Below are 25,872 nucleotides of genomic sequence, written 5' to 3' on the forward strand. Positions count from 1 at the left end.
GGTGGCCTGGTGGCATTCGGGCAAGAGATGGAGAGCGCTGCCCGTAGCGGCCCTCCGCGGCCTAGTGTGGTGACCGTGCGTCCGTCGCGCACGGCCGCACGAGGGCCCTGCCGGCGCGCAGGAGCAGGACACGCGTGTCCGGCGCGCGGCGGGACGACGGCCCAGTGGCATCACGACGGCCCCGCGTTGCGACGGCACCGCCGGCTGTGAGAGGGACGGGAATGAAACCGACCGAGAGTGCCGCCCCGGTCGCACGGCCCCAGGGCCGTGCGGCGTTCGTGGGCATCACCTCCGGGCTGCCCGGAGTGCTGGTGGGCGTCGCCGCCGTCCTGCTCGTCGCCGGTCTGTACCGGGCGCTGAGCACCGGCGAGGGCCTCTTCCCCGGCGGCGCCGCCGGCTGGTCACTGGCCGTCCTCACCGGCCTGATCGTCGGCCACCTGGTCGCGCTCGGCCGCGACCGCTGGTGGGGCGGCACCGGCTCCGGCGCCGCCCTCACCCTCGCCGTGCTGCTGCTCTACGGCTGGCTGCCCGCCTGTCTGGTCGCGCTCACCGTCGTCGTGCTGGTCGCCGCCGCCCGCCGGCACCGCTGGCGCCAGGGCCTGCTGCACGGCGCCGTCGACGTCGTCGGCACCGCCGCCGCCGCCCTCGTCCTCGCCACCTTCGGCGACGTCCCCACCGTCGAGCACCCCTGGCGACCCCTCGACTGGGGGATCGCCGACGTCCCGGAAGTGATGCTCGCCGCCGTCGCCTATCTCGTGGCGACCCGGCTGCTGCTGTGGTACGCGCTCGCGCCGCAGACCGGCGGACTGCCCACCGCCGCCCGCACCGCACTGCTCCGGCAGGGCCTCGTCGCCGTCGCCCTGCTCGGCATCGCCCCCCTCATCTGCGTGGTCGCCGCCTCCCGGCCCGTACTCCTGCCGCTCTTCGCCGTCCCGCTGATCGCCCTCGACTCCACCCTGTGGATCGCCCGCGCCCGCGCCGAGGAGCAGCTGCGCGACCCGCTCACCGGCCTGCCCAACCGCCAGTGGCTCCTGGAGCGCACCTGGACCGCCCTGGAGGAGGCCGAGGGCGAGGGCGTGCGCTCCGCGCTCGTCCTCATCGACCTCGACCGCTTCCGCTCGGTCAACGACACCCTCGGGCACCTCGCCGGCGACCGGCTGCTGCTCCAGATCGCCGAACGGCTCCGGCTCGCCCTGCCCCGCGGCGCCGAGGCCGCCCGGCTCGGCGGCGACGAGTTCGCCGTCCTGCTGCCCACCGCCGACTCCACCACCAGCGCCCAGCGGGTCGCCCGGCACCTGGTCGCCGAGCTGTCCTCGCCGCTCGACCTCGACGGGCTCACCCTCGTCCTGGAGGCCAGCGCCGGCGTCGCCGTCTTCCCCGAGCACGCGCTCGACGCCGAGGGCCTGCTGCGCCGCGCCGACGTCGCCATGTACCAGGCCAAGCGGGACCGCACCGGCGTCGAGGTCTACGAGTCCAAGCGCGACTCCAACACCCCCGACCGGCTCGGGCTCCTCGGCGACCTGCGCCGCGCCCTCGACGCCGGCGAGGTCGAGCTGCACTACCAGCCCAAGGTGCGCTTCGACGGCCAGGTGGCCGGCCTGGAGGCGCTGGTCCGCTGGGTCCACCCCGAGCGCGGGAAGGTTCCTCCGGACGAGTTCATCGCCATCGCCGAGTCCTCCGGCCTGATGCCCCACCTCACCGAGTACGTCCTGGAGACCGCCCTCGCCCAGGTCGCCCGCTGGCGCGCCCAGGGCCTGGACGTGCCGGTCGCCGTCAACGTCTCGCCCCGCGACGTGCACACCCCCGGCTTCGCCGGCGCCGTCGCCGCCCGGCTCGCCCGGCACGGCGTCCCGGCCGGCGCGCTCCAGCTGGAGATAACGGAGCACGTGCTCCTGGAGGACCCGCAGCGGGCCGCCGACACCATGGCCGGCCTCACCGGCCACGGCGTCAAGATGTCGCTCGACGACTTCGGCACCGGCTACTCCTCCCTGGTGCACCTGCGCCGCCTCCCGGTGAGCGAACTGAAGATCGACCGCTCCTTCGTCGCCCGGCTCGCCGTCGACACCGAGGACGCCGAGATCGTCCGCTGCACCGTCGACCTCGCCCACTCGCTCGGCCTGCTCGTGGTCGCCGAGGGCGTCGAGGACGACGAGACCTGGGAGCGCCTGCGCGACCTGGGCTGCGACGCCGTCCAGGGCTGGCTGGTCGCCGCCGCGATGCCGCCCGGCGAGACCACCGCCTGGCTCCGCGCCCGAGGCGAACACGGCTGGCGCCGCCCCTCGGAGATCGCGGCCCTGGCCGAGGTCGAGGCCTCCCCGGACCGTGTCGTCCAATGACCCCGGGCGAGCCCGGGCGGCGGCGTATCGTGGTGCCCCCGGCCCCCGACCGGGATGTCCCCTCTCCTGGGGATGATCCGGGCGACGAACTCGTGCATTTCGCCGGACAACCCTGCTCCCCGCACCGGCGGGGAGGGCGATCGGTGTTCATGGCCGCGGCGCACGCCCCCTAGGATTGCGGTACATCCACAAGACTCACCCAGAGGATCGCTGCATGCCTGGCATCACGCGCGAGGAGGTCGCACACCTCGCTCGGCTGGCGCGTCTGGAACTCGCCGACGAGGAACTCGACCACTTCGCCGGACAGCTCGACGACATCATCGGCGCGGTCGCCCGCGTCTCCGAGGTCGCCGACCAAGACGTACCGCCGACCTCCCACCCGCTGCCGCTGACCAATGTCATGCGCGCGGACGAGGTCCGTCCGTCGCTCACCCCCGAGCAGGCGCTCTCCGGCGCCCCGGCCCAGGAGCAGCAGCGTTTCAAGGTGCCGCAGATCCTGGGGGAGGACTAAGACCGTGACGGACATCATCAAGCTCACCGCCGCCGAGATCGCGGCGAAGATCGCCTCCGGCGAGCTCACCGCCGTCGAGGTCACCGAGGCCCACCTCGCGCGCATCGACGCCGTGGACGAGAAGGTCCACGCCTTCCTGCACGTCGACCGCGAGGGCGCCCTCGCCCAGGCCCGTGCCGTGGACGAGAAGCGGGCCCGCGGCGAGAAGCTCGGCCCGCTGGCCGGCGTCCCGCTGGCGCTCAAGGACATCTTCACGACCCAGGGCGTGCCCACCACGGTCGGCTCGAAGATGCTGGAGGGCTGGATCCCGCCGTACGACGCCACGCTGGTCAAGAAGCTCAAGGCGGCCGACGTGGTCATCCTGGGCAAGACCAACATGGACGAGTTCGCCATGGGCTCCTCCACCGAGAACAGCGCCTACGGCCCGACCGGCAACCCCTGGGACCTCACCCGGATCCCCGGCGGCTCCGGCGGCGGCTCCTCGGCCGCGCTCGCCGCGTACCAGGCCCCGCTCGCCATCGGCACGGACACCGGCGGTTCGATCCGCCAGCCCGCCGCCGTCACCGGCACCGTCGGCGTCAAGCCGACCTACGGCGCGGTCTCCCGCTACGGCATGGTGGCCTTCTCCTCCTCGCTCGACCAGGGCGGCCCCTGTGCCCGCACGGTCCTCGACGCGGCCCTGCTGCACGAGGCCATCGCCGGGCACGACCCGCTCGACTCCACCTCCATCGACGCCCCGGTCCCGCCGGTCGTCGAGGCCGCCCGCAACGGCTCGGTGGCCGGCATGCGCGTCGGCATCGTCAAGCAGTTCCGCGGCGAGGGCTACCAGGCCGGCGTCGTGCAGCGCTTCGACGAGTCCGTCGAGCTGCTGAAGTCGCTGGGCGCCGAGATCGTCGAGCTGGACTGCCCGTCCTTCGACCTCGCGCTCTCCGCGTACTACATCGTGGCGCCGTCCGAGTGCTCGTCCAACCTGGCCCGCTTCGACGGCCTGCGCTACGGCCTGCGGGCCGGCGACGACGGCACCCGCTCCGCCGAGGACGTCACCGCGCTCACCCGCGAGGCCGGCTTCGGCCCCGAGGTCAAGCGCCGCATCATCCTCGGCACCTACGCGCTGAGCTCGGGCTACTACGACGCCTGGTTCGGCTCGGCGCAGAAGGTCCGCACGCTCATCACCCGTGAGTTCGAGAAGGCCTTCGAGCAGGTCGACGTCATCGTGTCGCCGACCACGCCGACCACCGCCTTCCCGATCGGCGAGCGCGCCGACGACCCGATGGCGATGTACCTCGCGGACCTGTGCACGATCCCGACCAACCTGGCCGGCAACGCCGCCATGTCGCTGCCCTGCGGCCTCGCGCCGGAGGACGGCCTCCCGGTCGGTCTCCAGATCATCGCCCCCGCCCTGAAGGACGACCGGCTCTACAAGGTCGGTGCCGCCGTCGAGGCCGCCTTCGTGGAAAAGTGGGGTCACCCGCTGCTCGAGGAGGCTCCGTCGCTGTGAGTGCCATGGCAAAGAAGGCCAAGAACTTCAAGAAGTCGAAGACGGGCATCTACGTGTCGCTGGCGACCACCGCCTTCGGCGCCGTCAGCGTGGCCAAGCAGGCCAAGCTGGCCCGCAACGACCACGACGTGCTGCGCCTGATCGACTCCGCCGTGTCGGCCGCCGCCATCGTCACCGGTCTCGCGATCCTGTACCGCGAGCTGAAGCGTCTCGGCGACGACGACGTCCTGCTGGGCTGAGAGGGAAAGTTCCACCGTGACTGTCACTGAACTGCTGTCGTACGAGGCGGCGCTCGCCGAGTTCGACCCCGTCATGGGCCTGGAGGTCCATGTCGAGCTCGGCACCAAGACCAAGATGTTCTGCGGCTGCTCGACCGAGCTCGGCCAGGACGCCAACACGCAGACCTGCCCGACCTGCCTCGGCCTGCCCGGCGCGCTGCCGGTCGTCAACGCCGTCGGCGTCGAGTCCGCCGTCAAGATCGGCCTCGCGCTGAACTGCGAGATCGCCGAGTGGTGCCGCTTCGCCCGGAAGAACTACTTCTATCCGGACATGCCGAAGAACTTCCAGACCTCCCAGTACGACGAGCCGATCGCCTTCAACGGCTACCTCGACGTGCAGCTGGAGGACGGCGAGGTCTTCCGCGTGGAGATCGAGCGCGCCCACATGGAGGAGGACACCGGCAAGTCCACCCACATCGGTGGCGCGACCGGCCGCATCCACGGCGCCTCGCACTCGCTGCTCGACTACAACCGGGCCGGCATCCCGCTCATCGAGATCGTCACCAAGCCGATCGTCGGTGCCGGCGAGCGGGCCCCCGAGGTCGCCAAGGCCTACGTGGCCGAGCTGCGCGAGCTGATCCGCGCCCTGGGCGTCTCCGAGGCGCGCATGGACAAGGGCCAGATGCGCTGCGACGTCAACCTCTCGCTGATGCGGAAGGGCGCGTCGGAGTTCGGCACCCGCTCGGAGACGAAGAACGTGAACTCGCTGCGCTCGGTCGAGCGGGCGGCGCGCTTCGAGATCCAGCGGCACGCGGCGATCCTGGAGTCCGGCGGCAAGGTCGTGCAGGAGACCCGGCACTTCCACGAGGACGACGGCACCACGACCGCCGGCCGCATCAAGGACAACGCCGAGGACTACCGCTACTTCCCCGAGCCGGACCTGGTGCCGGTGGCCCCCGCCCGCGAGTGGGTCGAGGAGCTGCGCAAGGGCCTTCCGGAGCTGCCGCGGGTGCGCCGCAACCGGCTGCGCGAGGAGTGGGGCGTGTCCGAGCTGGACATGCAGGCCATCCTCAACGCCGGCGCGGTCGACCCGATCGTCGCCACCATCGAGGCGGGCGCCGACGCGGCCTCGGCCCGCAAGTGGTGGATGGGCGAGCTGGCCCGCAACGCCAACGAGAAGGGCGTCTCCCTGGAGGAGCTGCCCATCACCCCGGCGGACGTGGCCCGGATCTCGGCCCTGGTCGCCTCCGGCGACCTGAACGACAAGCTGGCCCGTCAGGTCATCGAGGGCGTCCTCGCCGGCGAGGGCACCCCGGACGAGGTCGTCGACAAGCGCGGTCTGAAGGTCGTCTCCGACGACGGCGCGCTCGGCGCGGCGGTCGACGAGGCCATCGCGGGCAACGCCGCCATCGCCGACAAGATCCGCGGCGGCAAGGTCGCCGCGGTCGGCGCCCTGGTCGGCGCGGTCATGAAGGCCACCCGCGGCCAGGCGGACGCGGCGAAGGTCAAGGACCTGATCCTGGAGAAGCTGGGCGTCAGCGAGGGCTGATCCCGGCCACCCGGCACAGAGCGGCCCCGCACCGGAGTTCCGGTGCGGGGCCGCTCCCTTGAGCCGTACGAGGGGGTCAGACCCGCCAGGGGCTCCACTGCTGGTTGGCGCCGTAGTGGCAGTCCCACAGGCGGGCCGGGGCGCCGTTGTCGGTGCGCCAGTCGGCGATCTCCAGGCACTTGCCCGGGGCGTAGTCGAAGGGCGCGGAGATCGTGTAGTTGCCGGTCCACTGCTGGTTGGCGCCCCAGTGGCAGTCCCACTGGCGGGCGGGCGCGCCGTTGTCGGTGCGCCAGTCGGCGATCTCCAGACACATGCCGCTGTTGAGGTTCACCCACCACACGACGCCGGTGTCCTTCATGGGGTCGTTCTCGTAGAACTTCATCCACTTCTGGTTGGCCCCGCCGGTGCAGTCCCACAGGCGGACCGGAGCTCCGGCGTCCCTCCGCCAGTCGGCGACCTCCAGGCACTTGCCGGGGGCGTGCTTCGGGCTGAGGGTGTAGGTGAAGTCGGAGACGTGCGCGGCCTGCGCCGGCGTCGCCGTGACGCCGAAGAGCAGCCCGAGGGAGGCTGCGAGGACGAGCAGGCCGCGGCGGACGCGGCGGGGCGAGATGAAGGACATGGCCTCTGCATTCCGTGTCGTGCGCGGTCGGTGACCGGCGGTCGACGGCATGATGGCACGCACGGGCGAGCCCGACACCCCGTTTTCGATCAAGTGTCCTGTGGTCTCAGGTCGTTGTGCCGACGAAGGCGCTCCAGGCGGCGGGGGAGACGGTGAGGACCGGGCTGGTCTCGCCGAGCTTGGAGTCCCGGAGGTGGACGGCGGCGGGGTGGGCGGCCACCTCGACGCAGTTGCCGCCCTCGCTGCCGCTGTAGCTGGACTTGCGCCAGTCGTAGGCGACTTCGACGCAGTCGCCGCCCTCGTCGCCGCTGTAGCTGGACTTGAACCACGAAAGTGCTGCTGCGCTCATGTCACTCCTGCCAGACGTTCCAGCAGGCCCATGGTGTCCTCGGGCGTCAGGGCCTGTGACCGCAGCATTCCATACTTGGCCTGGAGGATGCCGACCTCGTCGGGGTCGTCGATGAGGAAGCTCACCCGCTGCCCCTCGATGTAGGCGACGTGCTCGTGGTCGCGGGTTTCGATGAGCACCATGGGACCGTTGAGCCCCGCGTGCGTGGTCCGTGCCTTCGGGATGATCTGAAGGGTGAGGAAGGGGAGTTCGGCCATCTCGCGCAGGTGGAGGATCTGCCCCCGCAGCACCTCCCGTCCGCCGATCGGCTTCTCCAGGACGGACTCGTCCAGGAGGAAGGACATCATCGGCGGCCAGGGCGTCTGCTCGAAGATCCGCTGGCGGTCCAGCCGGTCGAGCATCCGCTCCTCGGCCTCCTGCGGGGTGATCGGCGGATACAGGCAGTCGAAGACCGCGCGGGCGTATTCGGCGGTCTGGAGCAGACCGGGCACCACCCCGTTCTGGTACGAGCAGATGCTGAGCGCCTGCGCCTCCAGCTCGATGAACTCCTGTGCGAACGCCGGGTATCGCTCCTTCTTCGGTGCCTTCTCGACCGCCACCGCGAGCGCGCCGCCCGTGCTCAGGAGCGAGTCCAGCTCACCCGCGAGCCCCAGCCGCAGCGCCCGCCGCCCCTGCTCGATCGAGCCGAGCGTCTCCAGCGCCACGCACGCCTGCGTGGCCAACTGGGGCTGTGTCAGGCCCGCTTGTTTCCGGTAGAGCGCCACCAGGGCGCCGACCACTTCCCATGAGGGGACCTTCTTCCTGGAGTTCGTACCGCGCTGCATGAGCGGTGCCTTCCCCGTCCCGTACGTACGCGACGCGTTCCCGACCCGTACAAAGAATTTGTACGGGCCCGCGTCCTGGGGCGCGTGGGGCGCGAGGCGCCACCGTGAACCCCATGAACGCCCAACTCCCGCTGTTCCGCGAGGCCTTCTACCGCCGCGAGCGCCGCTCCGTCCCCCTCGCCCGCGCCTTCGCCCGCACGGCGCTGGCCGACTGGGGCCTGGACGCCCGCGCGGAGGACGTACTGGTGTGCGTGAGCGAGCTCGCCACCAACGCCCTCCTCCACGGAGTCCCGCCCGGCCGCGGCTACCGCCTCCAGCTCTTCCTGGACCACCCCGGCCCCCTCCGCGTCGAGGTCCACGACAGCGGTGCCGGCACCCCCGCCGTCCGCGAGCCCTCGGACGAGCCGGGCCGCGGCCTCCTCCTGGTCGCCGCCCTCGCAGACCGCTGGGGCGTGGGGGAGCGGAACCCCGGCAAGATCGTCTGGTGCGAGTTCACCGCCCCGGCGGACCGCCACCTCCAGGGCGTCCGTCTCAAGGGCCCCGCGATGCCGGACCCCGCGGCCCTGTGAGAGGCTCCGCTCCGCTCCGTCGCGCCCGGCGGAGCGGGGGTGGGGAAAGGGGAACACTGGTGGAAGCCACGGACTACGTCGCCCGGCTGCGCTCGCAGGCGAACGATCCGGGTCGTGAGGAGGCGCTGCGGCGCGACCGTGCGGTGCGGCGCCGCAAGATCGCGCTCGGGGCCGGCGCCGGTGTGCTGGTCCTCGGCGGGTTCGGCTTCTGGCTGGCCGACGTGACGGGGGAGCGGCCGCCGTACGAGCCGTACAGCCCGCAGACGCTCCACGAGCCGAGCTGGCCCGCGGCGTGGCCGTACTCCGTCCGCATGCCGTTCCGGAACTCGCCCGCGTCCCCCTGGGCGGAAGGGGCCGACGGGATCCACCTCCCCCCCGGCTGTGCCCTCCGGGAAGTTCACCGCGAAGGACGTGACCGCCGTCCTGGAAGACGTGAAGACCCTGCTGTCCGAGACGAACGTCTCCGACGGCACGCTCGCCGGCGAGGCGCCCACGGCGGCGCTCGCCCTGCTCGACCCGCGCGGCGTCGACGCCGCCGTACGACAGGACATGGTCACCCGCTTCGACCCCGAGGAGGCCTATCCGCACGAGACGGGCGTCCGGGTCAAGGGCACCATGACCTACAAGGTCTCGCCGGCGGGCGAGCTGGTGGTGGACGCCGACTACACCTTCGTCCACCCGCTGGTGCGGGCCGGGGAGGGCCACGAGGTGCTGCCGGGCGTCGACGAGGTGGCCCGGGTCGTCGTACGGCGCCGGATGACCCTCACGGCGAGGGACGGCAAGCTCGTCCTGGACGCCTACGCGAGCGAGGTCGCCAACCACGACTGCTCGGCGCCGAAGGACGGAACCCTCCACCCGCTCTTCGCCGAGGGGCGCTGGAAGGCGGCCCAGGCGGCCGAGGGGGCCCTCGTCGACCCGTACGACCGGGCGCGGGCCCTCCCCGACGGGCCCGGACACTGCGTCACCCCGACCCGGACCTGACACTTCACCACCGCGCTCCCGCCGGGCCTTCTCCGCGTCACCCCGTCTCATTAGCGTCCCCGCCGAACCACCCCCGTGGCTCGAAGGCGAACCACGGGGCCGTCGATGAGGAGGTCGGGGCGTGGCACCGGAGATTTCGCGCAGGAGGCTGCTCGCACTGGGCGGGGGCGCGCTCGGCGTGGCCGCCGCCGGGTCCCTGCTGCCGCCGTCGCTCCAGCAGGCGCTGGCCGCGGGGCCGCCGGCCGGCGGGCTCGGCGCGGTGCGGCACGTGGTGATCCTCATGCAGGAGAACCGGTCCTTCGACCACTACTTCGGCACCCTGCGCGGCGTGCGCGGCTTCGCCGACCGCAACGCCATCGAGCTGCCCTCCGGCCGGCCGGTCTTCGAGCAGCCCGCGGCGGACGGCCGGACCGTGCTGCCCTTCCCGGTGCGCGGCGCCGCCGAGGCCCAGCGGAAGGACCTCCAGTACATCGGCGACCTCGACCACTCCTGGGGCGGTGGCGCCAAGGCCTGGCACGGCGGCTGGATGGACGGCTGGGTGACGGCCAAGACCGCCGCCACCATGGCCCACTACGACCGGCAGGACCTGCCGCTGCACTACGAGCTCGCCGACACCTTCACCATCTGCGACGCCTACCACTCCTCCATCCACACCTCCACCAGCCCCAACCGCAACCACCTGTGGTCCGGCTGGACCGGCTACGAGGCCGACGGCCGCCGCGCCGTCACCAACGCCGCCTACGCCGAGGCCACCCACCCCGGCTACACCTGGCCCACCTAAGCCGAACGGCTCGAAGCCGCCGGGCGGAGCTGGAAGACGTACACCGAGTGGGAGAACTTCACCGACAACAACATCGAGTTCTTCACCACCTTCAAGAAGATCGCCCGCAAGGCGCTGGCCCGCACCGGCGGCGCCGGCACCCCGGCGCACACCTTCATGGAGTCCTTCTACGCGGCCGTCCGCGACACCGCCGACCCCGCCGAGCGGGCCAGGCTGCTCGGCCTCCTGGAAGAGGGCGTCGCCGGGCTCACCGCCGCCGAGCGCTCCCTCTTCGAGCGCGGGCTGCGCCGGGTGGAGACCGGCACCCTGGCCGCCGCCTTCCGCGCCGACGTCGCCGCCGGCACCCTGCCCGAGGTGTCCTACCTGGTGCCCTCGGCCGCCGACTCCGAGCACCCCGGCGCCTCCTCGCCGATCGCCTCCGCCTCCCTCGTCTACCAGGTGCTCGACGCCCTCGGCGCGCACCCGGACGTGTGGCGGCACACCGTCGTCCTGATCAACTACGACGAGAACGACGGCTTCTTCGACCACGTGCCGCCGCCGGTCCCCGGCGCCGACGACCCGGCCGGCGCGGCCGAGCGCTGGCAGGGGCTGCCCACCGGCCTCGGCATCCGGGTCCCGCTCCTGGTGATCTCGCCCTGGTCGGTCGGCGGCTACGTCTGCTCCGAGACCTTCGACCACACCTCCGTGATCCGCTTCCTGGAGCGCCTGACCGGCGTCGAGGAGCCCCAGATCACCCCCTGGCGCCGGGCCGTCACCGGCGACCTCACCTCCGCCTTCGACTTCCGTCACGCCCGCTCGCAGCCGCCCGTCGAGGCGCCCGCCCCGATCCCGCCGTTCTCCGGGCGCTGGCGCCCCCAGCCGCCGGCGGTTCAGTCGATGCCGGTGCAGGAGCCCGGCGTGCGGCCGGCCCGCCCGCTGCCGTACCAGCCGGACGCCTCCGCCACGGTGGGCGACGGGCTCGTCACCGTCGCCCTGCGCAACACCGGCCGGGCGAGCGCGCACTTCGCGCTCTACCCGTACGCGGGCGAGTTCGCCGTCCCGCAGCACCGGGACGTCCGCGGCGAGGCGCGCTGGACGGTCCCGCTCGCGGGGGACCGCTACCGCTTCACGATCACCGGCCCGAACGGCTTCCGCCGCGAGTTCGAGGGCCCCGCGGCCGGGCGCGCCCAGCTCACCTCGCGCGTCGACCACCACGACCGCGACCTGCACCTCACCCTGCGCAACGACTCTCCGGTGCCGGTCACCTTCACCGTCCGCCCGCTGGCCTACGTGGACGCCGACGACCTCGCCGACTGGCGCCGCACGGTCACCGTGAAGCCCGGGCGGGCGCGCAGCGTCGTGCACTCCGCCGCCGACGCCCACGGCTGGTACGACCTGGAGGTCACCGGCCCCGACGGCTTCCGGCGCCGGCTGATGGGCCACATCGAGAACGGGCGCCCGAGCGTCTCCGGCTGAGCCGGGCGGAGGGCGGTGAGGGGCCGGATACGGGGAGGTGAGGAGCCGGATACGGGGCGGTGAGGGGCCGGAGGCGGCGGTTCCTTATGTCCCTCCGACACCCCTGTGAGGATCGCCACGAAACGGGCAAACGATCACTATTGGCTGTAACAGTGGGCGGAGCACTGATCCACCCAGGGGAGAACCTTCGTTGGCAGCCATCGCCCGGTGGTGCGTGAAGCACCGCCTCGTCGCCGTTCTGCTCTGGCTCGTCGCCCTCGGCGGCGCCGTCACCGGAGCGGCGCTCGCCGGCAGCGCCTACTCCAACGACTACGAGGTGCCCGGCACCGAGTCCGGCCGGGCCACCGCCCTCCTGGACCGCGGCTTCCACGGCGCCGGCGGTGACAGCGACACCATCGTCTGGCACACCGAGCACGGCAGCGTCCGCGCCGCCGACGTCGAGCAGCGGATGTCCGCCATGCTCGACCGGGTCGAGGACCTCCCCGGCATCGCCTCCGTCACCTCCCCCTACGGCTCCGCCCCCGGCCAGATCAGTGAGGACGGGCGCACCGCCTACGCCGCCGTCACCTTCGAGGCCCAGGCCGACGACATCCCCGAGGCCCAGGCCCAGGCCCTCGTCGACACCGCCCGGGCCGCCGCCACCGACGACGTACGGGTCGAGCTCGGCGGGGCCGCCGTCGGCGCCACCGTCGCCCCCGGCGGCCACACCGCCGAGGCCGTCGGCGTGGCCGTCGCCGCCGTCGTCCTCTTCCTCGCCTTCGGCACCGTCGCCGCCGCCCTGCTCCCCATCGCGACCGCCCTCGTCGGCGTCGGCATCGCCTACTCCGGGATCGTCCTCCTCGGGCACCTGATGACCGTCGCCGACTTCGCGCCCATGCTGGGCCTGCTCATCGGCCTCGGCGTCGGCATCGACTACGCGCTGTTCATCGTGACCCGGCACCGCAAGGGCCTCAAACGCGGCCTGTCCGTGGACGAGGCCGCCCGCACGGCCGTCGCCACCACCGGCCGGGCCGTGGTCTTCGCCGGCGCCACCGTCTGCATCGCCCTGCTCGGCATGCTCATCCTGCGGCTCGGCTTCCTCAACGGCGTGGCCATCGCCGCCTCGCTCACCGTCGTCCTCACCGTCGCCGCCTCGGTCACCCTGCTGCCCGCGCTGCTCTCCCTCATCGGCATGCGCGCGCTCAGCCGCAAGGAACGCCGGCAGCTCGCCGAGCACGGCCCGCAGCCCGAGCTGCCCACCGGCTTCGCCGCCCGCTGGTCCGCCTTCGTCGAGCGGCACCCCAAGCTGCTCGGCGCGGTCGCCGCCGTCGTCATGGCGCTGCTCGCCCTGCCCACCCTCTCGCTCCACCTCGGCAGCTCCGACCAGGGCAACAACCCGGCAGCGACCACCACCCGCAAGGCCTACGACCTGATCGCCGAGGGCTTCGGCCCGGGCGCGAACGGCCCGCTCACCCTCGTCGCCGAGCTCGACGGCGCCGACGACCGGGTCGCCCTCGACGCGCTGCCTGCCCGCCTCGCGCACACCCAGGGCGTCGAGTCGGTCTCCCCGATCACGTACAACGGACCCGGCGACACCGCCGTCCTCACCGTCGTGCCCGACTCCTCGCCGCAGTCCAAGGCCACCAGCGAGCTGGTCGACCGGCTCCGGGACGACGTGCTGCCGGCCGCCGAGGACGGCAGCTCGCTCCAGGTGCACGTCGGCGGCGTCACCGCCTCCTTCGACGACTTCGCCGAGATCATCGTCGGCAAGCTGCCGCTCTTCGTCGGCGTCGTGATCGCCCTCGGCTGCGTGCTGCTGCTCCTCGCCTTCCGGTCGATCGGCATCCCGCTCAAGGCCGCCCTGATGAACGTCATGGCCGTCGCCGGCGCCTTCGGCGTGGTCGTCGCGATCTTCCAGTGGGGCTGGGGGAGCGAGCTGCTCGGCCTGGGCAGCGCCGGCCCGATCGAACCCTTCCTGCCCGTGATCATGGTCTCGGTGCTCTTCGGCCTCTCCATGGACTACCAGGTCTTCCTGGTCAGCCGGATGTACGAGGAGTGGCTGGAGACCGGCGACAACCGGCGGGCGGTCCGGGTCGGCCTCGCCGAGACCAGCCGGGTGATCAACTCGGCGGCGGTCATCATGATCTCCGTCTTCCTCGCCTTCGTGCTCTCCGGCGACCGGGTCATCGCGATGTTCGGCATCGGACTCGCCGCCGCCGTCGCCCTCGACGCCTTCGTCCTGCGCACCCTCCTCGTCCCCGCCCTCATGCACCTGCTCGGCGGCGCCAACTGGTGGCTGCCCCGCTGGCTGGACCGCCGGATGCCGCGGATCAGCATCGAGCCGCCCGAGTGCCGCGTGGCCGCCGACACCCGTGCGAAGATCGCCACCGAGACCCTGGCGGCCGTGGCCGCCGGGGAGCCGGGGGAGACCCGGCAGGCCGGGGATCCCGCGCGGATACCGGCCCAGCGCGTGCTGACGACCGAGGCGAAGGCGGAGGGACCCGAGGATGTTCGCGATACCACTGGGTGACGACGGAGCCGAGCTGACCCCGCTCGCCCCCTGGCAGGCCGAGGAGTTCCTCGCCCACATCGACCGCGGCCGCGAGTTCATCGGCGCCCACGTCGGCCTGCCGGACATCGTCACCGACCTCGACTCCGCCCGCGCCCACCTCACCCGCTACGCCGACAAGGCCGCCCGCGACGCCGGCTACCTCTACGGCATCCGGGTCGACGGCCTCCTCGTCGGCGGCGTCCTCTTCGTGCACTTCGACGCGGCGAACGGGACGGCCGAGGCCGGCTGCTGGATCGAGCCCGGATACGCGGGCCGGGGCCTGGTCACCCGGGCCTGCCGGGCCGTCATCGACTGGGCGGTCGAACGGCGCGGCATCCACCGCGTCGAATGGCAGGTCTCCCCGCTGAACACGCCCAGCATCGCCGTCGCCCGCCGCCTCGGCATGACCAAGGAGGGCACGCTCCGCGAGGACTACCCCTACCGCGGCCGGCGCAACAGCACCGAGATCTGGTCCGTGCTCGCCCCGGAGTGGCGCGCCGCGAAGGAAGCCACCCGCGCCTCCTGACGCCCCCCCGCCCGCGCCCGAGGCCGGGCCGCCGTACGCCTGAGGCCGGGCCCGCCGTACGCGTAAGGCATGCCGCCGTACGCCTAAGGCACCCCGGCGTACGCCTAAGGCCCCCGGCGGTCCACAGATGCGGCACCCGCCCGATGTGGGCGCACCCCCTGGGACACGACAGTGGAGGCATCGCGGAAAGCGACACCGACACCGATGCCGACACCGGGACCCGAGGTCCCGCGGCCCCAGGGAGCACACCATGATCGCGTACGAACTCCACCAGGCCCGCCACGCCGAGCTGGTCCGGGAGGCCGCCGCCCACCGCCTCGCCCGCGAGGCCCGCGCGGCCGCCCGCACCGGACGCCGGGAACCCGAAGGGCGGGTGAGCCCGCAGCCGCACCGCTTCGTCCGGGCCGCGTGACCCCCCGTATGGGTGCGGACAAGGACGCCTGTGCGATGCTCGGCGCCGTGGAGACCAGGTCAGTCAGCCCCGTCTTCGTCGGCCGGGCCGGCGAACTCACCGCCCTCACCGAGGCGCTCTCCCGCGCGGGCGCGGGAGAGCCCCAGGCCCTGCTCCTCGGCGGCGAGGCCGGCGTCGGCAAGACCCGGCTCGTCGAGGAGTTCACCACCCGCGCCCGCGCCGCCGGCGCCGTCGTCGCCCTCGGCGGCTGCGTCGAGATCGGCGCCGACGGACTGCCCTTCGCCCCCTTCTCCACCGCCCTGCGCGCGCTCCGCCGCGAACTGCCCGAGCCCTTCGCCGCGGCCGCCGCCGGCCAGGAGGGCGAACTCGCCCGCATGCTGCCCGAACTCGGCGACCCCACCGGCCACGAACCCGCCGCCGAGGAGGCCACCGCCCGCCTCTTCGAACTCACCGTACGGCTCCTGGAAGGCCTCGCCGCCGACCGCACCGTCGTCCTCGTCCTGGAGGACCTGCACTGGGCCGACGCCTCCACCCGGCACCTGCTCGCCTACCTCTTCCGCACCCTCGCCCGCGGCCGGATCACCGTCGTCGCCACCTACCGCGCCGACGACATCCACCGCCGCCACCCGCTGCGCCCGCTGCTCGCCGAACTCGACCGGCTGCGCTCCGTCCGCCGCGTCGAACTCGCCCGCTTCACCCGCGCCGAGGTGCACCGCCAGCTCACCGGCATCCTCGCCGCCGAACCCGAACCCGCCCTCCTCGACGAGGTCTTCGCCCGCTCCGAGGGCAACGCCTTCTTCGTCGAGGAGCTCGTCGCCTCCCACGAGTCCGGCTGCGCCGCCGGCAGCCTCAGCGACTCCCTGCGCGACCTCCTCCTGGTCCGCGTCGAGGCGCTGCCCGAGGCCGCCCAGCGGGTCGTCCGGATCGTCGCCGAAGGCGGCTCCACCGTCGAGTACGACCTGCTCGCCGCCGTCGCCGGGCTCCCCGAGGACACCCTCATCGAGGCCCTGCGCGCCGCCGTCGGCGCCAACATCCTGCTCGCCGCCCCCGACGGCGAGGGCTACCGCTTCCGCCACTCCCTGGTCCGCGAGGCCGTCAGCGACGACCTGCTGCCCGGCGAACGCTCCCGGCTGCACCGGCGCTACGCCGAGACCCTGGAGGAGCGGCCCGCCCTCGTCCGGGCCGACGTGCGCGCCACCCGGCTCGCCACGTACTGGTACCACGCCCGCGACGCCGCCCGCGCCCTGCCCGCCGTGCTCCGCGCCTCCGTCGAGACCCGCAAGCGCTACGCCTACGCCGAACAACTCCGGCTCCTCGAACGGGCCATGGAGCTGTGGGACGAGGTCCCCGACGAGGTCCGCGCCGCCCTGCGCCCCATCGACTACGCCGAGTCCTACCCCGCCTGCGGCTGCGACCCCGAGACCCCGCTGCGCCACCTCGACCTGCTCGCCGAGGCCGCCGTCGCCGCCCGGCTCAGCGGCGAGCGGGAGCGGGCCGCCAAGATCTGCCGCACCGCCCTGCGGATCCTCGACGGCGACGAGCACGACCCGCTGCGCGCCGCCTGGTTCTGGACCGAGATGGCCCGCCTCCAGTCCAACCTCGGCAAGGGCGACGGCTGGCCCGAGATCGCCCGCGCCCAGGAACTCGTCAAGGGCCTCCCGCCGTCCGCCGTCCACGCCACTGTCCTGGTCGGCGCGGCCGGCTGGGGCATGCTCCGCAACCCCGGCCCCGAGGCCCTCGCCGCCGCCGAACGCGCCGTCGAGTACGCCCGGTTCGTCGAGGCCGAGCCGATCGAGCTCAACGCCCGGATCACCCTCGGCACCCTCATGGTCTCGGCCGGCGACCCCGAGGGAGGGCTCGCCGCGATGCACGAGGCCCGGGAACGGACCCTCGCCCTCGGGCAGTTCCACGAGGCCGCCCGCGCCCATGTGAACCTCTCCTCCTCCCTGGAGGCACTCGGCCGCTCCCGCGAGGCCGTGGACATCGCCACCGCCGGCATCGAACTGGCCCGCTCCCGCGGCCTCGTCGAGGCCACCGGCTGGATCCGCGCCAACCTCGCCGAGTCGCTGCTCTCGCTCGGCGCGTGGGACCGCTGCAAGGAGGAGGCCGAGCGGCTGCTCGGCTCCGGCGTGAGCAACAGCAAGACCTGCGGCACCGCCCTGCTCCAGCTCGCCCACCTCGCCACCGCCCGCGGCGAACCGGACACCGCCGCCGGGCACCTCGCCGAGGCCCGCGTGCGCTACGGCACCCGCGACCCGATCCCGCAGTACACCCTGCCCATGGCCCAGGCCGCGACGGCCGTCGCCGCCGCCGCGGGACACCTCGCCGAGGTGCGCGAACAGTTCGCCGCCGCCGCGGACACCGGCTTCCCGCCCGGCACCCACCGCTACGGCTGGCCGCTCGTCCTCGCCGCCGTCACCGCCGAGGCCGACGCCCGCGGCCTCCCGGCCGCCGCCGACGGCCGCCCGGCCGCCCTCGACGCCGTACGCCGCTGCGTGCGCGCCCTGGCCACCCCCGCGCCCGTATGGCAGGCCCACTCGCTCGCCGTCTCCGCCGAGCTGGCCCGCGCCGAGGGCCGCGCCACCGCCGAGCGCTGGGCCGAGGCCGCCGCCGCCTTCGAGGCCCTGGAGCGGCCCTACGAGCTCGCCCGGGTCCGGCACCGGCACGCGGACGCGCTGCTGGCCGAGGGCGGCCGGCGCGAGGAGGCCGCCGCCCTGCTCCGGGCCGCCCACGCCACCGCCGTACGCCTCGGGGCGCACCCGCTGCGCGAGGACGTCGAACTCCTCGCCGCCCGCGCCCGGCTCGCCCCGCTCGACGCCGCCCCCGACACCCCGGCGCGCCCCGAGCCGGAGGACGACGCCTTCGGGCTCACCCCGCGCGAACAGGACGTGCTGCGCCTGGTCGCGGCGGGCCGCACCAACCGCCAGATCGCCGAGGAGCTGTTCATCTCGCCGAAGACGGCGAGCGTCCACGTCTCGAACATCCTCGCCAAGCTCGGCGTCGCGGGCCGCGGCGAGGCGGCCGCCCTGGCCCACCGGCTGCGGCTGCTCGACGGCTCCCCGGCCTGACCCTCAGGAGGCCCCGTCCGGAGCCTCCGGCGCGTCGGGGGCCTCCGGCGCCTCCGGCGCCGGGCCGGGCAGCCGTATCGTCACCTTCCCCGAGGACAGGTCTATCGGCCCCTTGTGCGGATCGCCCTCGCCCAGGTCCTCCCGGGTCAGCGCGAGCCGCCGGCGCTCGTCGTCCGTGTGCTTGCGGCCCGGCGCGAACAGCTCTTCCATCAGGTTGAACACGTGCTCCGCCTCCCTCTCGGGGATGTCAGCCGAGCTCCAGCCGGAGGATCCGGTCGTCGCCGGGCCCCGGGGTGCCCCGGGTGTCGGTCTCGCTCGTCACGAGCCAGAGCCGGGCACCGCCCGCGGTCGCCAGGACCGTGCGCAGCCGCCCGTACTCACCCCTGAGGAACGCCTCGGGCTCCCCGGACCGTTCCCCTCCGGAGAGCGGGATCCGCCACAGGCGCTCGCCGCGCAGCCCGGCCGTCCAGATCGCGCCCCGGGCGTACGCGATCCCGCTCGGCGAGGCGTCCGCCGTCCGCCACTGGGCCACCGGGTCGGTGTACCCGGAGCGGTGCGCGGCCCCTTCGACCACCGGCCAGCCGTAGTTCCGGCCCGGCCGGACCAGATTGAGCTCGTCCCAGGTGTCCTGGCCGAACTCCGAGGCCCACAGGCGCCCGTCCGCGTCCCAGGCGAGCCCCTGCACGTTGCGGTGCCCGTACGAGTAGACGAGCGAGTCCGGGAAGGGGTTGCCGGGCGCCGGGCGGCCCTCCGGGGTCATCCGCAGGATCTTCCCGCCGAGCGAGCCGCGGTCCTGCGCCAGGCCGGTCCGCCCGGTCTCGCCGGTCCCCGCCCAGAGCATGCCGTCCGGGCCGAAGGCGATCCGCCCGCCGTTGTGGACGAAGCCCTTGGGAATCCCGGTGAGCACCGGTTCCGGCGCCCCGAGCCGGTCGCCCGCCCCGCCGCCGTAGCGCATCCGGACGATCCGGTTGTCGGAGGCGGCGGTCAGGTACGCGTACACCCAGCCGTCCCGCACGGCCAGGCCGAGCAGCCCGCCCTCGCCCTCCGGCCGGACCCCCGGCACCTCGCCGAGCGGGGTCTGCCGCCCGGACCGCGCGTCGACCCGGGTGACCGTCCGCTCGTCCCGTGACGACACCAGCAGGTCCCCACCGGGCAGCTCGGCCAGCCCCCACGGCGACTTCAGGCCCTCGGTGAGCGTGCCCGCGACCCGTACGGGGGCCGGGGCCCGGGACCCGCTCGTCGCGGGCGCGGACGGCGTGCCGGACGGGGCCCCGGCGGGGGCGCCGGCGCACCCGGCGAGCAGGAGCAGCGCCACCGCCCCGCCCGCGAGCGCCCGCCCCGCTCCGGTCCCGCTGCGGACGGTCCTGCTGACGACACGGCCTCGGCGCATCCGGCGCACCCCTTCCCGCGACCGCCTCCCGACGGCCGCTCCGGCGGCTCCTTCCTTGATACACCGCCGACCCGCCCCGGGCCCGGAGACGCTCGGGGCCCGTCCGGCCGCCCAGGGGCGGACACCCCTGGGCCCTGTCCGGAAGGTTTCGCCTGGCTCGTGGCTCCCCCAGAGCTTCGCCTGGGTGGGGGTGCCCCGGCGGAGCCTGGGGGAGTGCCCCCAGCACGCCCCCGTGGCCCTGCGGGCGCGGGAAGTGTCCCCACGCCGCGTTGTCGTCGGTCGCCATGGCAGCGTCGTCTCCGCCCCCTCGGCCTGGCGGCCGGGGAGGTGCCCCCCCCACCTCCGCCTTGCGGTCCTTCCCCTGGGCCCTGGCGGGCCCGGGGAGACCCCAACCCTCGGCCCTGACGGGCCTGGGGAGACCCCATGCACCGGACGCCGCTCTCCCCTGTAGCCCTCCGGGCACGGGAGGTGCCCCCAGGTCCGGCCTGATCGACAAGACACCCCCTAGTCCCAGGACCCGCGGGGCGCCGGAAGTGCCGCGATCTCCGTCAGGTCGGCCGGCTCCAGGACCAGGCCGGCCGCCGCCGCGTTCTCCACCGCCCAGCGCTCCCGCTTCGCGCCCGGGATCGGGATCACGTGCGGGCCCTGGGCGAGCACCCAGGCCAGCGCGACCTGGGCCGGGGTGACGCCGGCGCCGTGCCGGGCCGCGACCCGGCGCAGGCCGGCCACCAGCGGCTGGTTGGCGGCCATCATCTCGGCCGTGAAGCGGGGGTGCCGGGCCCGCGGGTCGTCCTCCTCGAATCCGCCGCCGGGCGTCAGCGTGCCGGTGAGGAAACCGCTGCCCAGCGGCATCGCCGCCAGGAAGCCCACGCCCCTGGCCGCGCACCAGGGCAGCAGCCGGTCGAGCGCCTCCGGGGACCACACCGACAGCTCCGCCTCGACCGCGCTCACCGGGAACACCTGCTGGATCCGCTCCAGCTGCCGGATCGTTCCCTCATGGGCGCCGCCGCCCGCCGAGCGCCGCGAGGGGCGGGTCCGGGCACCGACCGCGCACAGCCCGAGCGCCCGCACCTTCCCCGCCCGCACCAGATCGGCCATCGCGCCCCAGGTCTCCTCCACCGGCACCTCGGGATCGGCCCGGTGCAGCTGGTAGAGGTCGATCACATCGGTCTGCAGCCGCCGCAGCGAGGCGTCGCAGGCCCGGCGCACATAGCCGGGGCGCCCGTTGGCCACGACGTGCCCGTCGCCCACCAGCAGACCGCACTTCGTCGACACGAAGGCCTCCGCCCGGCGCTCCTTCAACACCCGCCCGAGCAGCAGCTCGTTGGTGAACGGCCCGTACATGTCGGCGGTGTCGAGCAGCGTCACCCCGGCGTCCAGGGCCGCGTGCACCGTGCGCAGCGAGCGGTCGCCCCGCTGCTGGGAGGAGCTGTACGCCCAGTTCATCGGCATGCACCCCAGGCCCACCGCACCCACCCCGAGCGCCGCCGCCCCGATCGTCCTGCGCTCCACCTGCCGCTACCCCTCCCTGTGCAGCCCCCAAAGTAACCAATGGAGCACGGGATTCTTCGCATAGCCTCCCGGTCATGACACTCGATGACACCGCCGCTGACGTGTGGCTTCCGATTCCCGCGGACGAGATCGAAGGGCTGCCCGCGCCGGGCGCGTCGGGCCTGAACTACCGCTTCTGGGACGGCGGACCGGACTTTCCGGCCGATCCCGCCCGCTGCGCCTTCTACGTCGTGCCCTACATGAAGGGCGAGGAGATCGCGGTCCGCCCGCTCGCCGGGATGGGCGCGCTGCGGGTCGTGCAGACGCTGTCCGCCGGCGTCGACCACGTCACCCCCGGCCTCGGCCTGCTGCGGCCCGGCGTGCGGCTGTGCAACGCCCGGGGCGTGCACGAGGCCAGCACCGCCGAGCTCACCCTCGCCCTGATCCTCGCCTCGCTGCGCGACATCCCCGGCTTCGTGCGCGGCCAGGACGCCGAGGAGTGGCGGTCCGGCTTCTACCCGGCGCTCGCCGACAAGTCGGTGCTGATCGTCGGCTACGGATCGATCGGCGCCGCCATCGAGGACCGGCTCGTGCCCTTCGAGTGCGCGCGGATCACCCGCGTCGCGCGCTCCGCGCGCACCACCGCGCGCGGACCGGTGCTGCCGTTGACCGAGCTGGCCGCCGAACTGCCCCGGGCGGACGTGGTGGTGCTGTCCACCCCGCTCACCCCGGAGACCCGGCAGCTGGCCGGCGCGGACTTCCTCGCCCGGATGAAGGACGGCGCCCTGCTCGTCAACGTGGCGCGCGGCCCCGTCGTGGACACCGCCGCGCTCCTCAAGGAGGTCGAGAGCGGGCGGATCCGCGCGGCACTCGATGTCACCGACCCGGAACCGCTGCCGGCCGGACACCCGCTGTGGCACGCTCCCGGTGTGCTCGTGAGCCCCCATGTGGGCGGCTCCACGTCGGCGTTCATGCCGCGCGCCAAGCGCCTGATCGCGGCCCAGGTGAGCCGGTTCGCGGCGGGCGAGGAGCTGGTCAACACGGTCCTCACCACCTGAGCCGCCGCTCCGGGGGGCGTGCGCCCCCCGAACGCGCTCCTCGCGAGCCCCCTGTTCGTCACGGAGAGTACTCCACCCCTGTCCCTGAGTGACGATCCTGGTGTATGGTCCCGGAGCGGGGGACTGCGTCGAGAACGGGCAGACGCTGGGGAGCGAAGTGACGGGACATCAGATTCCGAGGGGGGCGACGGGTGGAGCACGGCCGAGCGACCGACGATCCGACGCGACGGCGCCACCGCCGCCCACCCCACGCCCCACAGCCGCCCCACCGCCCGGAGCGGTACCCGACCAGCCCGTCCGCGCCGTGGGACCGGCTTCGGACGCCCGCGACATCCAGCCGACGGCCGGAGCTGTGCCGGACCAGCCCGTCCGCGCCGTGGGACGGGCTTCGGACGCCCTTGGTGTCCAGCCGACGGCCGGGGCGGTGCCGGACCAGCCCGCCCGTGCCGTGGGACCGGCTTCGGACGCCCTTGGCGTCCAGCCGACGGCCGGAGCGGTACCCGACCAGCCCGTCCGCGCCGTGGGACCGGCTTCGGACGCCCGTGACATCCAGCCGACGGGTGCTCCCGGCCCGGGGCCCGGCACCGGCGCCGGAAACGGTGCCGTCGCCGTGCCCGCGCCCCGCGCGGCCGGGATGCGCTGCGCGGACCACACCGAGCCGGCCGGCGGCTGCGGCGGCCACGCCGGGCCGCGGACCGGAGGCCCCGACGACCCCCTCGCCGGGCAGCCGGCGCAGCCGCATCCCGGTGAGAACCCGGAGGAGCCCGTGAGCGCCGGGGCGCTCGCCGGACCCGCGCCCGCCGTCGCCAGGACGGCGCCCGCCGGGCGCGGCACCGGCGCGCCCGCGCCCGCGCCCGGCCGCGGACCGGGGCGGCGGCCCGGGCCCGGCGCGGGCGGGCTGCTCGCGCAGATCGGCCTCGGCCTGATCTGCGGCGGCTACGCCACCGGCGCCGCGCTCGGCTGGGGCTCGGAGGAACTCGCCCTGATCATGGGCGACTTCGGACTCAGCGCCGCCGCGCTCGCCGCCGCCCTCTCCTGCTTCCGCTACGCCCGCGGCCACCGCCGCAGCTTCCGCCCCGCCTGGTACCTCTTCGCCTTCTCGTCCTTCATGGCCGCCGCGGGCAACGCGGTCTGGGGGTGGTACGAGGTCGTGCTGCGCCGGGACGTGCCCAGCCCCTCCGCCGCGGACCTCTGCTTCCTGCTGTTCGCCCCGCCCGCCATCGTCGGCCTGCTCGTGCTCGCCAAGAAGCCCGTCACCCGGGCCGGCTGGGTCTGCCTCGGGCTCGACTCCTGGCTGATCGGCGGCTCGCTGCTCACCCTCTCCTGGAGCCTGGCGCTCGCGCACACCGCGTACGTGCCGGGCGAGAGCGTCGCCCGGGCGGCGCTCTCCCTCGCGTACCCGCTGCTCGACATCGTGCTCGTCAGCATGGTGCTCGCCCTGCACTTCCGGCGCTCCCACGTCAACCGCTCGGCCGTGCACACCGCCATCGCCGCGCTCGCCCTCACCGTGCTGTGCGACGCGCTGTTCACCTCGCCGCTGCTGCGCGAGCACTACAGCTCCGGACAGCTGCTCGACGCCGGCTGGTTCGCCGGCTCGCTGCTGCTCGCCTACGCGCCCTGGGGCGCCCGCCGGCCCGCGGAGCCGGGCCCCGCCGCCCGGGCCCGCCAGCCGCACAGCCGCCCGCTCGCCGGCTCGCTCGCCGCCCTCACCCCGTACCTCGCCGCCGCCGTCTGCACCCTGAGCATCCTCTACAACGTCGTCGAGGGCCGCAGCGTCGACCGCGTGGTCGTCCTCACCGGGTGCACCGTCGTGCTCGCGCTGGTCGTCCGGCAGGGCATCATGCTGCTCGACAACATCGCCCTCACCCACGAACTGGCCCAGAAGGAGAACCACTTCAGGTCCCTGGTGCAGGGCTCGAGCGACGTCATCATGATCGCCGCCCCCACCGGCATACTGCGCTACGTGAGCCCGGCCGCCGCCGGGGTGTACGGGCGCGAGGCCGAGGAGCTGGTCGGCTCCGAGCTGGCCTCCCTCATCCACCCCGAGGACCTCGGCGCCGTCGTCCACGAGGTGCGCCGCTTCCTGGCCGCCCCGCCCTCCGAGGAGCCCACCACCCGCATCGAGTGCCGCTTCCGCTCCGGCCGCGGCGACTGGCTCAACGTCGAGTCCACCGTCAACCGGCACCAGGGCGGACTGATCTTCAACAGCCGGGACGTCACCGAGCGGGTCCGGCTCCAGGCCCAGCTGCGGCACAACGCCGAGCACGACCCGCTCACCGACCTGCCCAACCGGGCGCTGTTCACCGAGCGGGTGCGCGGCGCGCTGAGCGGCCGGCGCGCCACCGACCCCGGCACCGCCGTGCTCTTCATCGACCTCGACGGCTTCAAGGCGGTGAACGACCGGCTCGGCCACCAGGCCGGCGACGAACTCCTCGTCCAGGCCGCCCGCCGCCTCCAGGACTCCGTACGGGCCGGGGACACCGCCGCCCGGCTCGGCGGCGACGAGTTCGCCGCGCTCATCCTCGGCGACGGCGGCCGCGACCGGGCCGAGCGCGAGCAGCGGGTCGCCGAGATCGCCGACCGGCTGCGGCTCACCCTCTCCCAGCCGTACCGCGTGGACGGCGGCGAGGTACGGGTCGCCGCCTCGATCGGCGTCGCCTTCGCCGAGCCCGGCATCAGCGCGGGCGACCTGCTGCGCAACGCCGACCTCGCCATGTACCGGGCCAAGGCCGGCGGCAAGGACCGGGTCGAGCTCTACGCCCCGCAGATGCAGGCCGAGGTGGTGCGCCGCACCGAGCTCGCCGCCCGGCTGCGCACCGCGCTGACCGACGGCGAGTTCGCGCTGCTGCACCAGCCCGTGGTCGACCTGAACACCGGCCGGATCGCCGCCGTCGCCGCCCAGGCCCGGTGGCGCTCCGCCCAGGGCATCCTCTTCACCCCGGCCGAGTTCCTGCGGGTCACCGAGGACGGCGAGCGCACCGCCGAGCTCGGCCGCTGGCTCCTGGAGGAGGCCGTCGAGCAGGCCGCCGAGCGGGCCGGCCTCGGGCACCGCGCGCCCGTCACCGTCCGGCTCTCCGCCCGCCGGCTGCTCGACCGCTCGCTGCCGCTCGGCTCCGTCGAGTCATTGCTCACCCGGCACGGGCTGCCCTCCGGCTCGCTGATCGTCGAACTCACCGGCAGCGACCCCCGGGACCCCCGGGTCTCCTTCGACGAGCTGGAGCAGCGCCTGGCGGCCCTGCGCCGGCTGGGCGTCCGGATCGCTCTTGACGGATTCGGCAGCGGACATGCGGCGATCAACGCCCTGCGGAGGCTTCCGGTCGACATACTGAAGCTGGACCGCGGCCTGGTCGAGGGCATCGTGGAATCGGCCAGACTGCGCAAGATCACCAGCGGGCTGCTGCGCATCGCCGGCGACCTCGGCATGCAGTCCGTGGCCGACGGCGTGGACATGCCCGAGCAGGTGCTCGCGCTGCGCTCCATGGGCTGCACCCACGGCCAGGGCATGGCCTTCTCCGGCCCGCTGGACGAGTACCGGCTGCGCCGGGCCCTGGTCAGGGACGAGTATCCGCTGCCCGGGCCGGTCCCGGTGAGTGCCGGAAACCGACCCCCCGCCCGCTCACATGATGAGACGCCCGTCCCACCCACTTGACAGTGACCTGGCGTCGGGGGGAGGGTCAGTGCCATGCGCACCCGAATTCTCGTACTTG

At 74.2% G+C, this 25,872-nt stretch carries 19 protein-coding genes and 1 pseudogene; 14 read left to right on the forward strand and 6 right to left on the reverse strand.

Annotation, left to right across the window (positions count from 1 at the left end):
• Window positions 1–221 precede the first annotated feature (221 nt).
• From ACIGW2_RS06165 to gatB, 5 genes are all read left to right on the forward strand, one after another.
• Entirely contained in the window at window positions 222–2,336 is a 2,115-nt protein-coding gene (locus tag ACIGW2_RS06165; RefSeq protein ID WP_399841410.1) for a putative bifunctional diguanylate cyclase/phosphodiesterase, read from the forward strand.
• Window positions 2,337–2,550: 214 nt separating this feature from the next.
• Window positions 2,551–2,847, forward strand: coding sequence for an Asp-tRNA(Asn)/Glu-tRNA(Gln) amidotransferase subunit GatC (gene gatC, locus ACIGW2_RS06170; RefSeq protein WP_046905390.1), 297 nt, complete (start codon window positions 2,551–2,553; stop codon window positions 2,845–2,847).
• 4 nt (window positions 2,848–2,851) lie between these two features.
• Window positions 2,852–4,345 (forward strand): Asp-tRNA(Asn)/Glu-tRNA(Gln) amidotransferase subunit GatA, encoded by a 1,494-nt coding sequence (gatA, locus tag ACIGW2_RS06175; protein WP_356068183.1) that lies wholly within the window; start codon window positions 2,852–2,854, stop codon window positions 4,343–4,345.
• A 5-nt stretch (window positions 4,346–4,350) separates the two neighbouring features.
• Window positions 4,351–4,584: a hypothetical protein gene (locus ACIGW2_RS06180; protein ID WP_189800629.1), complete on the forward strand. Its 234-nt coding sequence runs from the start codon at window positions 4,351–4,353 to the stop codon at window positions 4,582–4,584.
• Window positions 4,585–4,600: 16 nt separating this feature from the next.
• Entirely contained in the window at window positions 4,601–6,112 is a 1,512-nt protein-coding gene (gene gatB / locus ACIGW2_RS06185; protein WP_391652615.1) for an Asp-tRNA(Asn)/Glu-tRNA(Gln) amidotransferase subunit GatB, read from the forward strand.
• A gap of 76 nt (window positions 6,113–6,188) precedes the next feature.
• On the opposite strand, the gene ACIGW2_RS06190 is transcribed toward gatB, so the two are convergent.
• The 3 genes from ACIGW2_RS06190 to ACIGW2_RS06200 all read right to left on the reverse strand — a co-directional run bounded on the left by ACIGW2_RS06190 (window position 6,189) and on the right by ACIGW2_RS06200 (window position 7,904).
• Complete coding sequence (locus ACIGW2_RS06190; RefSeq protein WP_356068187.1) at window positions 6,189–6,731, reverse strand: RICIN domain-containing protein; 543 nt, start codon at window positions 6,729–6,731, stop codon at window positions 6,189–6,191.
• 106 nt (window positions 6,732–6,837) lie between these two features.
• Window positions 6,838–7,080: a DUF397 domain-containing protein gene (locus tag ACIGW2_RS06195; RefSeq protein ID WP_399841415.1), complete on the reverse strand. Its 243-nt coding sequence runs from the start codon at window positions 7,078–7,080 to the stop codon at window positions 6,838–6,840.
• A complete protein-coding gene (locus ACIGW2_RS06200; RefSeq protein ID WP_399841418.1) occupies window positions 7,077–7,904 on the reverse strand; it encodes a Scr1 family TA system antitoxin-like transcriptional regulator in 828 nt (275 codons plus the stop codon). Before ACIGW2_RS06200 ends, ACIGW2_RS06195 begins: the two co-directional genes overlap by 4 nt.
• Before the next feature lie 113 nt (window positions 7,905–8,017).
• Here ACIGW2_RS06200 and ACIGW2_RS06205 point away from each other — a divergent pair, with 113 nt between their 5' ends.
• From ACIGW2_RS06205 to ACIGW2_RS06235, 7 genes and pseudogenes are all read left to right on the forward strand, one after another.
• Entirely contained in the window at window positions 8,018–8,473 is a 456-nt protein-coding gene (locus tag ACIGW2_RS06205; RefSeq protein ID WP_399841420.1) for an ATP-binding protein, read from the forward strand.
• A 381-nt stretch (window positions 8,474–8,854) separates the two neighbouring features.
• Window positions 8,855–9,454: a hypothetical protein gene (locus ACIGW2_RS06210; protein ID WP_399841423.1), complete on the forward strand. Its 600-nt coding sequence runs from the start codon at window positions 8,855–8,857 to the stop codon at window positions 9,452–9,454.
• A 121-nt stretch (window positions 9,455–9,575) separates the two neighbouring features.
• Window positions 9,576–11,690 (forward strand): annotated as a pseudogene (locus ACIGW2_RS06215) (phosphocholine-specific phospholipase C).
• A gap of 190 nt (window positions 11,691–11,880) precedes the next feature.
• A complete protein-coding gene (locus tag ACIGW2_RS06220) occupies window positions 11,881–14,199 on the forward strand; it encodes an MMPL family transporter (protein ID WP_391652623.1) in 2,319 nt (772 codons plus the stop codon).
• Entirely contained in the window at window positions 14,177–14,746 is a 570-nt protein-coding gene (locus tag ACIGW2_RS06225) for a GNAT family N-acetyltransferase (RefSeq protein ID WP_391652624.1), read from the forward strand. Before ACIGW2_RS06220 ends, ACIGW2_RS06225 begins: the two co-directional genes overlap by 23 nt.
• A 250-nt stretch (window positions 14,747–14,996) precedes the next feature.
• Entirely contained in the window at window positions 14,997–15,158 is a 162-nt protein-coding gene (locus ACIGW2_RS06230) for a hypothetical protein (RefSeq protein WP_356068200.1), read from the forward strand.
• Window positions 15,159–15,166: 8 nt separating this feature from the next.
• Window positions 15,167–18,226: an AAA family ATPase gene (locus tag ACIGW2_RS06235; RefSeq protein WP_399841429.1), complete on the forward strand. Its 3,060-nt coding sequence runs from the start codon at window positions 15,167–15,169 to the stop codon at window positions 18,224–18,226.
• A 3-nt stretch (window positions 18,227–18,229) separates the two neighbouring features.
• On the opposite strand, the gene ACIGW2_RS06240 is transcribed toward ACIGW2_RS06235, so the two are convergent.
• From ACIGW2_RS06240 to ACIGW2_RS06250, 3 genes are all read right to left on the reverse strand, one after another.
• The gene (locus ACIGW2_RS06240; protein WP_391652626.1) at window positions 18,230–18,448 is read right to left on the reverse strand and encodes a DUF6191 domain-containing protein; all 219 of its coding nucleotides are present in this window, start codon (window positions 18,446–18,448) and stop codon (window positions 18,230–18,232) included.
• Between the two features lie 25 nt (window positions 18,449–18,473).
• Window positions 18,474–19,616: a PQQ-dependent sugar dehydrogenase gene (locus tag ACIGW2_RS06245; RefSeq protein WP_399841431.1), complete on the reverse strand. Its 1,143-nt coding sequence runs from the start codon at window positions 19,614–19,616 to the stop codon at window positions 18,474–18,476.
• 504 nt (window positions 19,617–20,120) lie between these two features.
• A complete protein-coding gene (locus ACIGW2_RS06250) occupies window positions 20,121–21,128 on the reverse strand; it encodes an aldo/keto reductase (RefSeq protein WP_391652628.1) in 1,008 nt (335 codons plus the stop codon).
• 74 nt (window positions 21,129–21,202) lie between these two features.
• On the opposite strand from ACIGW2_RS06250, the gene ACIGW2_RS06255 reads away from it, so the two are divergent.
• On the forward strand, window positions 21,203–22,165 hold the full coding sequence (locus ACIGW2_RS06255; RefSeq protein WP_399841433.1) for a 2-hydroxyacid dehydrogenase: 963 nt from the start codon (window positions 21,203–21,205) through the stop codon (window positions 22,163–22,165).
• A 634-nt stretch (window positions 22,166–22,799) separates the two neighbouring features.
• Window positions 22,800–25,814 (forward strand): putative bifunctional diguanylate cyclase/phosphodiesterase, encoded by a 3,015-nt coding sequence (locus ACIGW2_RS06260; protein WP_399841705.1) that lies wholly within the window; start codon window positions 22,800–22,802, stop codon window positions 25,812–25,814.
• Window positions 25,815–25,872: the final 58 nt, after the last annotated feature.

The sequence above is a fragment of the Streptomyces sp. NPDC053541 genome, assembly GCF_044544705.1.
In the GTDB taxonomy this organism is placed as follows: Bacteria; Actinomycetota; Actinomycetes; order Streptomycetales; family Streptomycetaceae; genus Streptomyces.

Coding starts and splice junctions, on each gene's coding strand:
- ACIGW2_RS06200 (WP_399841418.1), bottom strand. CDS start 7,904: ATGCAGCGCGGTACGAACTCCAGGAAGAAGGTCCCCTCATGGGAAGTG.
- ACIGW2_RS06255 (WP_399841433.1), top strand. CDS start 21,203: ATGACACTCGATGACACCGCCGCTGACGTGTGGCTTCCGATTCCCGCG.
- ACIGW2_RS06195 (WP_399841415.1), bottom strand. CDS start 7,080: ATGAGCGCAGCAGCACTTTCGTGGTTCAAGTCCAGCTACAGCGGCGAC.
- ACIGW2_RS06190 (WP_356068187.1), bottom strand. CDS start 6,731: ATGTCCTTCATCTCGCCCCGCCGCGTCCGCCGCGGCCTGCTCGTCCTC.
- ACIGW2_RS06180 (WP_189800629.1), top strand. CDS start 4,351: ATGGCAAAGAAGGCCAAGAACTTCAAGAAGTCGAAGACGGGCATCTAC.
- ACIGW2_RS06235 (WP_399841429.1), top strand. CDS start 15,167: ATGGGTGCGGACAAGGACGCCTGTGCGATGCTCGGCGCCGTGGAGACC.
- ACIGW2_RS06165 (WP_399841410.1), top strand. CDS start 222: ATGAAACCGACCGAGAGTGCCGCCCCGGTCGCACGGCCCCAGGGCCGT.
- ACIGW2_RS06205 (WP_399841420.1), top strand. CDS start 8,018: ATGAACGCCCAACTCCCGCTGTTCCGCGAGGCCTTCTACCGCCGCGAG.
- ACIGW2_RS06230 (WP_356068200.1), top strand. CDS start 14,997: ATGATCGCGTACGAACTCCACCAGGCCCGCCACGCCGAGCTGGTCCGG.
- gatC (WP_046905390.1), top strand. CDS start 2,551: ATGCCTGGCATCACGCGCGAGGAGGTCGCACACCTCGCTCGGCTGGCG.
- ACIGW2_RS06225 (WP_391652624.1), top strand. CDS start 14,177: ATGTTCGCGATACCACTGGGTGACGACGGAGCCGAGCTGACCCCGCTC.
- ACIGW2_RS06260 (WP_399841705.1), top strand. CDS start 22,800: ATGCGCTGCGCGGACCACACCGAGCCGGCCGGCGGCTGCGGCGGCCAC.
- ACIGW2_RS06245 (WP_399841431.1), bottom strand. CDS start 19,616: ATGCGCCGAGGCCGTGTCGTCAGCAGGACCGTCCGCAGCGGGACCGGA.